Consider the following 12,422-nt stretch of genomic DNA (forward strand, 5'->3'; position numbering starts at 1 on the left):
GTGCATTTCACTGGTCGCATTCATCGGCACAGGGGCTATATTCGATGGGACAGGAGGCCCAATGACACGAACGCTTGCCCTTGTTTTCTCGGCACTAATCCCGCTGGCGGCCCTTGCCGCTGACGGGTCTGCGCCTGCCGAAGACGAATTCGTCCGCCCCGCTGGTGACAGCGACCTCAGCGAGTTTTTGTGGGTCAGCCGACCCATCGTCGTCTTTGCCGACACCCCTGCGGATCCACGGTTCCAGCAGCAGATCGACATGCTGGTCGAGGGCGAAGCCGCCATGCGGGACCGCGACGTCGTGGTATTGACCGACACCGACCCATCGGCCCGATCCCCGATCCGGTCGCAGTTGCGCCCGCGCGGGTTCCAGATGGTATTCGTCGACAAGGACGGCGTGGTCAAACTGCGCAAACCGTCCCCGTGGAGCGTGCGCGAGATTGGCCGGTCCATCGACAAGACCCCGCTGCGCGAACGCGAAATTCGCGAACGGCGCGAGGGCGGTTGAGCGTCTTCGTCACGCCCCAGCCCCCCGGCGCAGAACGCCGGGACACCAAAGGGATATGACAAAAACGCCGCCATGATCACTCGAACTCGATGATCACATCGTCCACGGCAAGGCTGTCGCCGGGGCCAGCATTGATCTTGGCGACAACGCCTTTCTTCTCGGCGCGCAGGATGTTTTCCATCTTCATCGCCTCGACGGTGCACAGCGCCTGACCTTCCTGCACTTCCTGCCCTACTTCGACGTCGATCTTCACGATCAGGCCGGGCATCGGGCAAAGCAGCATTTTCGAGGTGTCGGGCGGCAGCTTTTCAGGCATCAGCTTGGCCAATTCCGCCTGATGCGGACGGCGTACATGCACTTTCAGGTCCGCACCCCGGTTGCGGATGCGGAACCCGCCCGAGATTTTTCCGACCTTCATGACCAGCGGATCACCATCGACATCCAGCACAGCCAATTGGTTGCCCGGCGTCCAGTCCGAAGCGACGCGAAGGGCCGTGCCATCGGCAAAAGCGACAGTCGCGCCCTCTTTGTCGGCCTCGATCTTGACGTCAAACTCGTGCCCTTGCAGCGCGACATTCCAATGTGCGCCGACCTTACGTTCGTGGTTATCCATACGGCCCGACACTCGGGTCCGGCGGATTTCAGCAACTCGATACATGGCCGCGCAAGACGCTGCGATACGACGCAAGTCCGCTTCGGGCAAGGTCACGCCTTCGAACCCCTCGGGGTATTCCTCGGCAATGAATGCGGTGGTCATGTCGCCGCTAATGAATTTCGGGTGATCCATGACGGCAGACAGGAACGGCAGGTTATGGCCGATGCCTTCAACCTCGAAACTGTCCAGCGCTACGCGCATCGCCTCGATCGCCTGATCGCGGGTCGGGGCCCAGGTACACAGCTTGGCGATCATCGGGTCATAATACATGCTGATCTCGCCGCCTTCATAGACGCCGGTATCGTTGCGCACCGCGGCCTCGCCTTCGGGCGCGTCGCCTTGCCATTTTCCATTCACCAGCATCGGACCGGCCGCCGTTTCCATCGGCGGACGATACCGGGTCAGACGACCAATCGAGGGCAGGAACCCGCGATACGGGTCCTCGGCATACAGGCGGTTTTCAATCGCCCAGCCGGTCAGGGTCACATCATCTTGGGTGATGGTCAGCTTCTCACCAGCCGCCACACGGATCATCTGTTCCACCAGATCGACACCAGTGATCAACTCGGTCACCGGGTGTTCCACCTGCAGGCGGGTATTCATTTCAAGGAAGTAAAAGTTCTTTTCCCCATCCACGATGAACTCAACAGTCCCGGCGCTGGCATAGTTCACGGCCTTAGCCAGTGCGACCGCCTGTTCGCCCATCGCTTTGCGGGTTTCGGGATCAAGGAACGGCGACGGGGCCTCTTCCACAACCTTTTGGTTTCGGCGCTGGATCGAGCATTCGCGCTCGCCCAAGTAAATGCCGTTGCCGTGGCTGTCGCACAAAACCTGAATTTCAATATGGCGCGGCTGGGTAACGAATTTCTCAATGAAAATCCGGTCGTCGCCAAAGGAGTTCGCAGCCTCGTTCTTGGAGGATTGGAAGCCTTCGCGCGCTTCGTCGTCGTTCCACGCGATCCGCATGCCCTTACCACCGCCACCGGCGCTGGCCTTGATCATCACCGGATAGCCGATGTCGTTGGAAATCTTCACCGCCTCATCGGCGTCTTCGATCAGCCCCATATAGCCGGGCACTGTCGAAACGCCTGCATCCTGAGCGATCTTCTTCGAGGTGATCTTGTCACCCATGCTTTCAATCGCACCAACCGGCGGGCCAACAAAGGCCACGCCCTCGGCCTCCAGCGCCTCGGCGAATTTGGCGTTTTCCGACAGGAAGCCGTAACCAGGATGAACCGCCTGTGCGCCACTTTGACGGATCGCATCCATGACCTTGTCGATCACGATATAGGACTGGTTCGCGGGGGGCGGGCCGATATGGACAGCTTCATCCGCCATCGACACATGCAATGCGTTCTTGTCCGCGTCCGAGTAGATGGCGACAGTGCCAATACCCATTTTACGCGCGGTCTTGATGACCCGGCAGGCGATCTCGCCCCGGTTGGCGATCAGGATCTTGTTGAACATGGGACGTCCTTTGTCTTGGTGTTCTGGGAACGCAAAACGCCGCCGCAGGGCCTAAACCCCACGACGGCGTGTTGCGCGATGACGGTCGAGGCGACGCGCGCCCCGAAGACTACGTTAGTAGCAGTTTCTTTGTGTTTTGCAGAAAAGCACGTTGCCTGCGGCACCGACCGCAGCCCCGACAAACGGGTCGGCGCTGAGGACGGCCGCGCCCAACGCGCCGGCGCCGCCACCAAGCAGCGCCTGTTCGCCCGTGTTTTCGCCGCAGGCCGCAAGGCCCGCACAGGTCGCCAATACGAGGACGACTTTTGAAATTCGCATGTTATCTGCCCCTTCAGGTTATTTGATGCATTCGGGGGCACATGTCGGATTTGCGCCTTGTTATTCAATATCAGGCGGATCAAACTTGGTGATTGCGCAGAACTATGCCGCTTTTTGCGCAATTCATGCGCAAAGAAAAACGCGGGCAGGGAATTGTGAGTTTCACAAGCCTGCCCGCGGAAGGAAGGGGTACGGAATAGTAGGTGCATGTGCGGCGCAGGCAAAGTAGAGCCGCACGGCCTATCAACCATGCACGTCGCCAATTCGGCCGCCAACCACTCATCGTTTCCATTTGATTTTCCGGCTGAATCCTGCCCATACACCGAAACCTCGCGCAAATATGCGCCGACGGGAATTTGTAGACATGTGTTCACGGACGCTCTGCTAGTCGTCACATAGCCGTTACACAAAGCTATCAATTCGACACTTCGCGCCAAATCGATCTCACGGCGTGCTGCGGCTGCGAAGATAACAAAATCCATGTTTTGCAACGCATTGGTATTTGCGTTCACCCCGCCGTGAAAACCGGCGAGCGAAATAACACAGTCGCATGAGAAATCCGGCCCAAATCCTCCCGACTTGGTGATTTCCCTCCGCAAAGCTTGCGTGAAACCTTGGCCTTGCACACTCGCATACAAGGAATTATCCCCATGAAAACAAAGGGTAAATACGCTCGCCTGCTTGCTGCCAGCGCGCTCTGCGCGGCTGGTGTGCCGGCCTTGGCGCAAGATGCTGAAACCCAGGCCGAACTGGAGAACCTGCGCCTCCGGGTCGAGGCGCTGGAGTCGCAGGATCCGAACTCGACCCCCGGTGAGTTCCGGATTGGGAACACGACCCTGGACCTGTACGGCTATGTCAAAGCCGATTTCTTCTACGACTTTGACTTTGATCAGGGCGACACGGCCTTCGTGAACGTCGTGGGTGAGCCCTCTGCCGCAACCAGCGGGACGTTCGGCGCAACCGTTCGGCAATCCCGGCTCGGGCTTCTGACAAGTACGCCCAGCGCGATTGGCGATATCGGCGGGCAACTGGAACTTGACCTGTTCGCAGGTGGAGGTGCCGCCGAATTGCGCCTGCGTCACGCCAACATCCGCATTGGCGAACAATGGTTGATCGGTCAGTTCTGGACCAACTTCCAGCCACTGGACACTTACCCGACCTCGGTCGAATTCAACGGCCCGGTTGGTATTGCCTTCGCCCGTGTTCCACAGGTGCGTTATACCAATTCGTTCTCCAGCAACGCTGAATTCGCACTGTCCATCGAGGAAAATGTCGGCGGTTCGAATTCGGATGATCCGGTCCTGACGGCCTCGGCCGAGTATAATGATGGTGGCAGGTTCATCGCACGCGGTGCCCTGCTTTACGGTAAGGCCGAGGGTGGCGGTGTCGAAGTCGATCAGACCGGCCTGACCCTGTCTGGTTCGGCGCGCCTGTGGGAAGGCGGCCTGTTCCAGGTCAACTACGTCACCGGCGAGGCGCTTGGCCCGTGGCTGATCGGCCTTGGTGATGCGGTCGTCGGAGGCGAGGCGAACGACGTCGACGGATTCACCGTCGAACTGCGTCAGCAGCTGAACCCCAAATGGAATGTGGGTATCGCCTACGGCTATGAAGACTATGACTTGGCAACCTCGACCGGTACGCTGGCCTTTACCGAGCTTGAGACGATTCACGTCAACGCCTTCTATCAGGCGACCGACAACCTGACGCTGAGCGCCGAATACATCTTTGGCGAACGCAACGACGCCCCCACCGGACGGACGTTCGACGCCAACCGTGTTCAGGTGGCCGCGCAGCTTAACTTCTGACGCACGAACCTGACCCTGCCCCACACGGGGCGGGGTCAACCAGTCAGGACCTGACGTCCGCAGATATGTAGCGGCCAAAGGCACGTTCAGCGCACCCCATCGAAAATATCGGGAAATGACTGCCGCGCAGCGTCGACGTCAATCACCAAAAGCGCATCATAGCTGGCGGGGTCAAACGGATCTTCGGCCGGGATCACCTCTCGCTGGAACAGCCAGCTCAGCCGCCCTGCATCCAGATTTCCACGCTCAAATGGCTGATCCCCGAAATGCTCCCACAGTGCCTGCATGAAAGCTGTATCCGCCCGCCTGTCCGCCGGTTTGCGGTCGCGAAACCGCTCGCGGGGGGTTATCGGGGTTACCCCCTTCGGATTGGCCCGACGAATGGTGAACTGAAAATCTGTTCCGGCCAGTCGGCCCGGGAAACCGCGATGTTTCAACATGCTGCCACCTCGCGAAAATAAGAACAAAACACACATCCGTTGCAGGACGAAGCCATTTCAAACACCCCCATAGCATCTTTGCTGGTCAGAAATGCTTTGACTGGTTTAAACGCGGTCATCATGGTCAAAGCCCCTCCCAGATACACCGGGACTGTTCCAGCCGGTAGGCCTCGAAAAACTGCGTGGCATCAGGCGCAGAGCGGCCAAATTCCGTGGGACGATCAGATAGGGAAATAACGACGCGGGCCGGCTCAAGCTCGTAGTGTGCGACGTAGGCAACAGCCAGTGTCTGACATAGATGCTCCATATCGACCGAAGCGACATCATAGCCAATTCGCCCGACATCGGACCCGATCTTTGGCGCAATAAACCGAAACCGCACCCACAGCTCTCCGGGGTTGTTGTCCAGAAGAACGTCGCGCAGGTGTACGGGCTGACCTGACGGGACCGGCAACAGCGCCGAAGTCTCGGCAAAAGTCGTCGCGGGTTGTGCAAGAAGGGTCAGAATAAAGGCACGACCCCAGACCCGCCAATGGCAAGCTCCTCTCTCCGGGGTCGTGCGCGCATGGCTTTTGGCCCGCGCTTTCCTATTTCTGATAACCACATTCATTTAACAGCTTTGACCTCAAAGTCAAACTTGACTTTCATTAAGCCTAGTCGCCCAGTTCGAGTTCTGCCCTCGAACCAAGCAACCTGTTCTGCACCAATACCTTACAGCGGGATATTGTCGTGCTTCTTCCACGGGTTCTTGAGCTGCTTGTTCCGCAGGCTGGCAAAGGCACGGGACACGCGGCGGCGCGTTGACTGCGGCATGATCACCTCGTCAATGAAACCACGCTCAGCAGCAACAAAGGGATTGGCAAAACGGTCTTCATAGTCCTGCGTATGCTGTGCAATTTTCTCAGCATCCCCCAGATCAGCGCGGTGAATGATCTCGGTCGCGCCCTTGGCACCCATCACAGCGATCTCGGCAGTCGGCCACGCATAGTTAAAGTCGCCGCGCAGGTGCTTGGACGCCATAACGTCATAGGCCCCGCCATAGGCTTTGCGGGTGATCACGGTAACCTTCGGCACGGTTGCCTCACCATAGGCAAACAGCAGCTTTGCACCGTGTTTGATGACGCCGCCATATTCCTGACTGGTCCCCGGCAGGAAGCCCGGCACATCAACCAGCGTCAGGATCGGAATTTCGAAGCAATCGCAGAAACGCACGAACCGAGCCGCCTTGCGGGAACTGTCGATGTCCAGACAGCCTGCCAAAACCATTGGCTGGTTTGCGACAACACCAACGGTCTGGCCTTCCAAGCGGATAAAGCCGGTGATGATGTTCTTGGCGTAGTCTTCCTGAATCTCGTAGAAATCGCCCTCATCCGCCACTTTGGTGATGAGTTCCTTCATGTCATAGGGGGTATTCGGATTATCTGGAATCAACGTGTCCAGAGAAGCCTCAATCCGGTCAGGTTCGTCAAAGAAGGGGCGGACCGGCGGTTTTTCACGGTTGTTCAGCGGCAGGAAGTCGACCAGACGGCGCACTTCGGCCAGTGCTTCAACATCATTCTCGAACGCGCCGTCCGCGACCGAGGATTTCTTGGTGTGGGTCGAAGCACCGCCCAATTCCTCGGCAGTAACAACTTCGTTGGTGACAGTTTTCACAACGTCGGGGCCCGTCACGAACATGTAAGACGTGTCTTTGACCATGAAGATAAAGTCGGTCATCGCCGGGCTGTAGACCGCGCCGCCGGCACATGGCCCCATGATCACGCTGATCTGCGGCACCACGCCCGAGGCCATGATGTTGCGCTGGAAAACTTCTGCATAACCGGCCAGCGACGCGACGCCTTCCTGAATCCGCGCACCACCCGAGTCATTGATACCAATCACTGGTGCGCCGTTCTGGATCGCCATGTCCATGATCTTGCAGATTTTCTGCGCGTGGGTTTCCGAAAGGGATCCGCCAAAAACGGTAAAGTCCTGGCTGAACACATAAACCATGCGGCCGTTGATCGTGCCCCATCCGGTCACGACACCGTCGCCAGCGGGCTTTTGGTTCTCCATCCCGAAATCAGTGCAACGGTGGCTGACGAACATGTCGAATTCTTCAAAGCTGCCTTCGTCCATCAGCAACTCGATCCGCTCACGCGCGGTAAGTTTACCCCTTGCGTGCTGTGAATCGATACGTTTTTGCCCGCCCCCTAGACGGGCATCGTTGCGGCGGCTTTCTAGTTCGGTCAGGATGTCTTTCATGACGATGATCCCCTCTAAAATTTGTCGGGACACTATACGCATCGCCCCAAGGACCAAAGCACCATTCGGCAAATTTGCAAATCTTTGGAAATATCCTTTCGGAAAATTGTAAATTTGCTAATATTGTATCGAGTTCGGCAAGACGGATGGTAATTGCGACGCCGCTCACTATACATGTGAACCATGCAGTTCAGTTCACCTTCGACGCGACGTTCGCCGCCCACGATTGCCACGCTCGTCCTTTTGTCGGGACTGTCTGCGCTAAGCCTGAACCTGTTCCTGCCCAGCCTTCCGAATATGGCACTGTATTTCAACGCGGACTACAAGGTCATGCAGTTGTCAATTGCCCTGTACCTGCTGGTCAACGCAGTTCTGCAAGTTCTGATCGGACCGATCGCGGACAAGGCCGGTCGCAGGCCAGTGCTCCTTTGGGGATTATCCTTGTTCCTGCTTGCCACACTCGGCAGCATCTACGCACCCAATGTCGAAGTTTTCTTGGCCTTCCGCATGTGTCAGGCGGTCATTGTGGTTGGAATGGTGCTTAGCCGTGCCGCTGTGCGCGATCTTTATGATCAGGCCCAGGCTGCCTCGATGATCGGATATGTCACGATGGGGATGGCCGTCGTCCCCATGATCGGCCCTGCAGTTGGTGGCCTTCTGGAAGAGAGCTTCGGCTGGAAGGCAAACTTTTGGCTGCCATTCGTCCTTGGCGCGTTGACTCTGCTTCTTGTATATTTCGACTTTGGCGAAACCAGCGCCAAAAGCGGCAAGACGTTGGGACAGCAGTTCAAGGAATACCCCGAGTTGCTGACGTCGCCGCGGTTCTGGGGATATTCGCTGTCATCGGCCCTGTCATCTGGTGCCTTTTTTGCCTATCTCGGCGGCGCACCCTTTATCGGCACCGAGCTTTTTGGCCTGACCGCATCCGAGGTTGGAATTTACTTTGGCGCACCCGCAATCGGGTACTTCTTCGGGAACTTTATCAGCGGGCGGTATTCGGTTCGATTTGGCGTAAACCGCATGGTTCTTTGGGGGAGCGCATTGAACGCCGCGGGCGTCTTACTTTCTGCCGTATTATTCCTTACCGGTTTCGGCACTGCGCTCAGCTTTTTTGGCTTCATGACTTTCGTCGGTGTTGGCAATGGCATGACGATACCGAACGCCACCTCGGGCGCACTGTCCGTTCGTCCCCATTTGGCCGCCACAGCCTCTGGACTCAGCGGCGCTATCATGCTCGGCGGCGGCGCTGGCCTTAGCGCACTGGCTGGCACCATGTTGACGCATGAGACCGGCGCGATGCCCCTGTTGTGGCTGATGCTCGCCACCGCTGCACTCGCGGTTTGCGCAATCGCAACGGTGATCCGACGCGAGCGGCAATTGGGCCTATAAGACGGCTTGCACCCAATAGTTTGCAAAGTTAGCCTAGCGCGACAGAAAAGTTGCAAAGGCAGGCCATGGCGACCCAAAAGCTATATGCTGGTGCGAAACTGCGCGAAATGCGCACACGTCTTGCGCTGACCCAAAAGGAATTCGCAACCAAACTGGGTGTTTCGCTGCCATACTTAAACCAGATGGAGAACAACAACCGCCCGATATCGACGACGGTTGTTCTGGCTCTGGCGCAAGAGTTTGGAATGGACGTGACCGAACTCAGCACAGGTGACAGCGAACGGCTTGTCTCGGACATGCGCGAGGCTTTGGCAGACCCTGTGTTCGATGACGCGACCCCTCCGCTGGCGGACCTGCGCTTGACGGCGTCAAATGCACCTGCGCTTGCTCGTGCGTTTATCGCGCTGCACCGCACGTACCGGCAGACCCACGAAAGACTGGCGTCGCTTGATGAAGCGCTGGGTCGTGAGGACGCCCAGATACAAGCAAGCCCCTGGGAAGAAGTTCGTGACTTCTTTCATTACTGCGACAACTACATCGACGCCGTCGACCGCGCCGCTGAAAGGTTCTCCAGCCGGGCTTCAGACGCCGGCGATATTCGCACAGCCGCCATAGAAAGCCTAAGCGAACGCGGTATCAGAGTTCAGTTTCCGGATATCGCAGAAACACGGAAATACGACGCAGACAGTAAAACGCTATTCCTATCGTCGCGAATTGCGCCCCAGACGCAGGTGTTCCAGCTGTTATTGCAGGTTGCTTTGATCGACCAGGACAAGCTGCTCGAAGCGACATTGGATTTTGCAAAATTTCAAAGTGACGAGGCCCGCGCAATTGCGAAAATCGGTCTTGCCAACTACTTCGCGGGCGCCTCCCTGATGCCATACAGCAAATTTCTAGCGGCGGCACAGGAATACAGGCACGATCTGGAATTGCTCAGCAACAGTTTTGGCGCGTCGATTGAACAGGTGGCCCACCGGCTTTCCACCCTACAACGCCCCGGGGCCAAGGGGATTCCGTTCTTTTTCGTACGTGTGGATCAGGCCGGAACGATTACCAAACGCCACTCGGCCACCCGACTGCAATTTGCCCGGTTCGGTGGCGCATGTCCGCTGTGGAACGTGCACCGTGCCTTTGAAACGCCCGGCCACTTCCTAAGACAACTTGCCGAAACGCCGGACGGCGTCCAGTATATCTCCCTCGCGCGGGACGTGTCCAAATCGGGGGGATCGTTTGGCGCGCCGGTGCGCCGCTACGCCATAGCGCTTGGATGTGAAGTGCGCCACGCCGAAGCGTTGGTCTACGCCGACAATCTGGATATCAACAATGCCAGCGCATACGAACCAATTGGCATATCGTGCCGCATCTGCGAACGCCAGAATTGCCACCAACGCTCGGTACCACCGCTAGAGCGACGCCTTTCAATTGACGCTCATACCCGCGGCACACTGCCATACAAAGTCACCTGAACTTCACCTGGCACATAAATATCCCCGGGGAGGCGCGTCCTGCCGCGACGGGGGCAGGGCCCCCGCCCTTTTGGTTCAGGCTTTCGACAAGATCGACCAGATCTCGTCCTTCAGGGCTGCGCGTTTCTTGCGCAGCTCGCCTTCAGCCAGTTCCTCCATCGGTTCAACGTTGGTTTCCGCGCGGTGAACGCTGCGGTTAATCTCGTGATACTCATCTGCCAGCCGCGCGAAATGCGCGTCCGACTGCTTGAGCTGGCTCATCAGGTCAACTTTGTCTGGGAACTCTTCGGCCAGTTCATGCGGGGTGTGGGACATTCCTGTTCGCTCCTTGAATATGTCGTTGCGATTCAGACTATAGATGATTCCCATACCCCGCTTTGACGCGGATCAAATTACCGTTGTGCGGTAGCCCATTGCGGGTGAATCCACGGCCGGTCATTGGCCTTTGGCAATGGGTCACGGCCCAGAAGATGATCCGAGACTTTCTCACCCACCATGATCGACGGCGCATTCAGGTTCCCGTTGGTGATCTGCGGAAAGACCGAACTGTCGGCGACCCGCAGCCCATCCACGCCAATTACACGGCCCTGCGGATCTACGACAGCATTTCTGTCATCCGCCCGCCCCATGCGACAGGTGCCGCAGGGATGATACGCGCTCTCGGCATGCTCGGCGATAAAGCCGTTTAGCTCTTCATCGCTTTGAACGCCGTCACCCGGCTGAATTTCCTTCCCGGCAAATGGCTTGAAAGCCTCCTGCCCGAATATTTCACGCGTCAGTCGGATACAGGTCCGGAAATCCTCCCAGTCCTGCTCGTGGCTCATGTAGTTAAAGCGGATCACGGGTGCATCCTCGGCCCGCGCTGAACGCAAGGTTACAGACCCGCGCGACGGAGACCGCATCGGCCCCACATGTGCCTGAAACCCGTGCCCTTCGGCCGCCGCCTGCCCGTCATACCGCACAGCGATCGGCAGGAAGTGGTATTGGATATCAGGGTACTCGACCCCTGGCTTCGACCGAATAAAGGCCGCACTTTCGAACTGGTTCGATGCCCCAAGCCCTGTTTTGGTGAACAACCACTGCGCCCCGATCAAACCCTTGCTGATCAGATTCCAATGCTTATACAACGTGATCGGCTGCAACGACGCTTGCTGGATATACAGTTCCAAATGGTCTTGCAGGTTTGCCCCCACACCGGGGCGATCGGCGACAACCTCGATCCCATGTTCAGCCAATTGTGCTGCAGGGCCAATTCCCGACAGCATCAACAGCTTGGGTGAGTTGATCGACGACGCCGCCAGAACCACCTCGCGCCGCGCGCGGATGATCTCTGTCTTGCCGCCGCGGATCAGTTCGACGCCCGTGGCGCGGCCATTCTCAATCACGACCCGTGAGGCAAGACCGCGGACAATATCGCAATTCTCACGCTTGAGGGCGGGCTTCAGATAAGCATTAGCCGCCGACCAGCGCCGCCCCTTCCAGACGGTCTGCTCCATCGGGCCAAAGCCTTCCTGCTTTTCGCCGTTATAGTCGCCCGTGACCTCGTACCCGGCTTGCTGACCCGCATCGACAAACGCCTTGAACAGTGGGTTCTCACGCGGGCCGCGTGACACGTGCAACGGACCATCCGTGCCGCGCCACGCGGTGTCACCTCCATGACCTCCGTCGTGCCACGTTTCCATGCGCTTGTAGTAGGGCAGCACATCCGCATAGGACCAGCCATCCGCTCCCATTTCGGCCCAGGTGTCAAAGTCCCGCGCATGGCCACGTACATAGACCATGCCGTTGATTGAGGACGATCCGCCAATCACCTTGCCACGTGGACAGGCCAGCCGGCGGTTGTTCAGATGCGGCTCGGGCTCGGACTGGTAGCCCCAGTCATACCGCGCCATGTTCATCGGATAGCTGAGCGCGGCAGGCATCTGAATGAACGGTCCGGCATCGGTGCCGCCATGTTCTATTACCAGTACCGAGGCCCCGGCCTCGCTCAGTCGATATGCCATCGCGCAGCCAGCGGAGCCTGCGCCAACGATGACGAAATCTGCTTCCATTTTCGGGTCTCCATTGCCGCTTCAGCGCCAAGAACTCTTTTGAATACTCTCAGCAAGATTGAAGGGGGTATTTCTAAAT

Annotated in this window: 11 protein-coding genes; 4 read left to right on the forward strand and 7 right to left on the reverse strand. The window is 58.1% G+C overall.

All coding sequences use genetic code 11. From position 1 onward, the window contains the following. Window positions 1-61: 61 nt before the first annotated feature. Window positions 62-508: a DUF4174 domain-containing protein gene (locus RUESEDTHA_RS02590; protein WP_180884101.1), complete on the forward strand. Its 447-nt coding sequence runs from the start codon at window positions 62-64 to the stop codon at window positions 506-508. 76 nt (window positions 509-584) lie between these two features. Here the strand turns inward: RUESEDTHA_RS02590 and RUESEDTHA_RS02595 are convergent, their stop codons facing one another. Both RUESEDTHA_RS02595 and RUESEDTHA_RS02600 read right to left on the reverse strand, forming a co-directional pair. Next, window positions 585-2,630 (reverse strand): acetyl/propionyl/methylcrotonyl-CoA carboxylase subunit alpha, encoded by a 2,046-nt coding sequence (locus RUESEDTHA_RS02595; RefSeq protein ID WP_180884103.1) that lies wholly within the window; start codon window positions 2,628-2,630, stop codon window positions 585-587. Between the two features lie 114 nt (window positions 2,631-2,744). Continuing rightward, window positions 2,745-2,948, reverse strand: coding sequence for a hypothetical protein (locus tag RUESEDTHA_RS02600; RefSeq protein ID WP_180884106.1), 204 nt, complete (start codon window positions 2,946-2,948; stop codon window positions 2,745-2,747). Window positions 2,949-3,598: 650 nt separating this feature from the next. Between RUESEDTHA_RS02600 and RUESEDTHA_RS02605 the strand changes: the two genes are divergently transcribed. Next, window positions 3,599-4,753, forward strand: a complete 1,155-nt coding sequence (locus RUESEDTHA_RS02605; RefSeq protein ID WP_180884109.1) for a DcaP family trimeric outer membrane transporter — start codon at window positions 3,599-3,601, stop codon at window positions 4,751-4,753. Window positions 4,754-4,839: 86 nt separating this feature from the next. Here RUESEDTHA_RS02605 and RUESEDTHA_RS02610 read toward each other — a convergent pair whose 3' ends face one another. The 3 genes from RUESEDTHA_RS02610 to RUESEDTHA_RS02620 all read right to left on the reverse strand — a co-directional run bounded on the left by RUESEDTHA_RS02610 (window position 4,840) and on the right by RUESEDTHA_RS02620 (window position 7,437). Next, the gene (locus tag RUESEDTHA_RS02610; protein ID WP_180884112.1) at window positions 4,840-5,193 is read right to left on the reverse strand and encodes a hypothetical protein; all 354 of its coding nucleotides are present in this window, start codon (window positions 5,191-5,193) and stop codon (window positions 4,840-4,842) included. A 124-nt stretch (window positions 5,194-5,317) separates the two neighbouring features. Continuing rightward, the gene (locus RUESEDTHA_RS02615) at window positions 5,318-5,803 is read right to left on the reverse strand and encodes a DUF6497 family protein (protein ID WP_219635807.1); all 486 of its coding nucleotides are present in this window, start codon (window positions 5,801-5,803) and stop codon (window positions 5,318-5,320) included. Between the two features lie 101 nt (window positions 5,804-5,904). Then, window positions 5,905-7,437 carry an acyl-CoA carboxylase subunit beta gene (locus RUESEDTHA_RS02620; RefSeq protein ID WP_180884115.1) on the reverse strand — a complete coding sequence of 511 codons (1,533 nt, stop codon included), beginning with the start codon at window positions 7,435-7,437 and terminating at the stop codon, window positions 5,905-5,907. A gap of 183 nt (window positions 7,438-7,620) precedes the next feature. On the opposite strand from RUESEDTHA_RS02620, the gene RUESEDTHA_RS02625 reads away from it, so the two are divergent. Both RUESEDTHA_RS02625 and RUESEDTHA_RS02630 read left to right on the forward strand, forming a co-directional pair. Beyond that, on the forward strand, window positions 7,621-8,826 hold the full coding sequence (locus RUESEDTHA_RS02625; protein ID WP_180884118.1) for a multidrug effflux MFS transporter: 1,206 nt from the start codon (window positions 7,621-7,623) through the stop codon (window positions 8,824-8,826). A 65-nt stretch (window positions 8,827-8,891) separates the two neighbouring features. Further along, a complete protein-coding gene (locus RUESEDTHA_RS02630; protein WP_180884120.1) occupies window positions 8,892-10,292 on the forward strand; it encodes a short-chain fatty acyl-CoA regulator family protein in 1,401 nt (466 codons plus the stop codon). Between the two features lie 75 nt (window positions 10,293-10,367). On the opposite strand, the gene RUESEDTHA_RS02635 is transcribed toward RUESEDTHA_RS02630, so the two are convergent. Next, a complete protein-coding gene (locus tag RUESEDTHA_RS02635) occupies window positions 10,368-10,607 on the reverse strand; it encodes a YdcH family protein (RefSeq protein ID WP_171120501.1) in 240 nt (79 codons plus the stop codon). A 77-nt stretch (window positions 10,608-10,684) separates the two neighbouring features. Next, the gene (gene betA, locus RUESEDTHA_RS02640) at window positions 10,685-12,343 is read right to left on the reverse strand and encodes a choline dehydrogenase (RefSeq protein WP_180884123.1); all 1,659 of its coding nucleotides are present in this window, start codon (window positions 12,341-12,343) and stop codon (window positions 10,685-10,687) included. Window positions 12,344-12,422: the final 79 nt, after the last annotated feature.

Origin of the sequence: Ruegeria sp. THAF57 (genome assembly GCF_903914075.1) — a bacterium.
Lineage (GTDB): Bacteria > Pseudomonadota > Alphaproteobacteria > Rhodobacterales > Rhodobacteraceae > Ruegeria.

Bases quoted from the DNA above. Each gene is read 5' to 3' on its own strand.
- RUESEDTHA_RS02590 (WP_180884101.1), top strand. From the start codon at position 62: ATGACACGAACGCTTGCCCTTGTTTTCTCGGCACTAATCCCGCTGGCG.
- RUESEDTHA_RS02595 (WP_180884103.1), bottom strand. From the start codon at position 2,630: ATGTTCAACAAGATCCTGATCGCCAACCGGGGCGAGATCGCCTGCCGG.
- RUESEDTHA_RS02600 (WP_180884106.1), bottom strand. From the start codon at position 2,948: ATGCGAATTTCAAAAGTCGTCCTCGTATTGGCGACCTGTGCGGGCCTT.
- RUESEDTHA_RS02605 (WP_180884109.1), top strand. From the start codon at position 3,599: ATGAAAACAAAGGGTAAATACGCTCGCCTGCTTGCTGCCAGCGCGCTC.
- RUESEDTHA_RS02610 (WP_180884112.1), bottom strand. From the start codon at position 5,193: ATGTTGAAACATCGCGGTTTCCCGGGCCGACTGGCCGGAACAGATTTT.
- RUESEDTHA_RS02615 (WP_219635807.1), bottom strand. From the start codon at position 5,803: ATGAATGTGGTTATCAGAAATAGGAAAGCGCGGGCCAAAAGCCATGCG.
- RUESEDTHA_RS02620 (WP_180884115.1), bottom strand. From the start codon at position 7,437: ATGAAAGACATCCTGACCGAACTAGAAAGCCGCCGCAACGATGCCCGT.
- RUESEDTHA_RS02625 (WP_180884118.1), top strand. From the start codon at position 7,621: ATGCAGTTCAGTTCACCTTCGACGCGACGTTCGCCGCCCACGATTGCC.
- RUESEDTHA_RS02630 (WP_180884120.1), top strand. From the start codon at position 8,892: ATGGCGACCCAAAAGCTATATGCTGGTGCGAAACTGCGCGAAATGCGC.
- RUESEDTHA_RS02635 (WP_171120501.1), bottom strand. From the start codon at position 10,607: ATGTCCCACACCCCGCATGAACTGGCCGAAGAGTTCCCAGACAAAGTT.
- betA (WP_180884123.1), bottom strand. From the start codon at position 12,343: ATGGAAGCAGATTTCGTCATCGTTGGCGCAGGCTCCGCTGGCTGCGCG.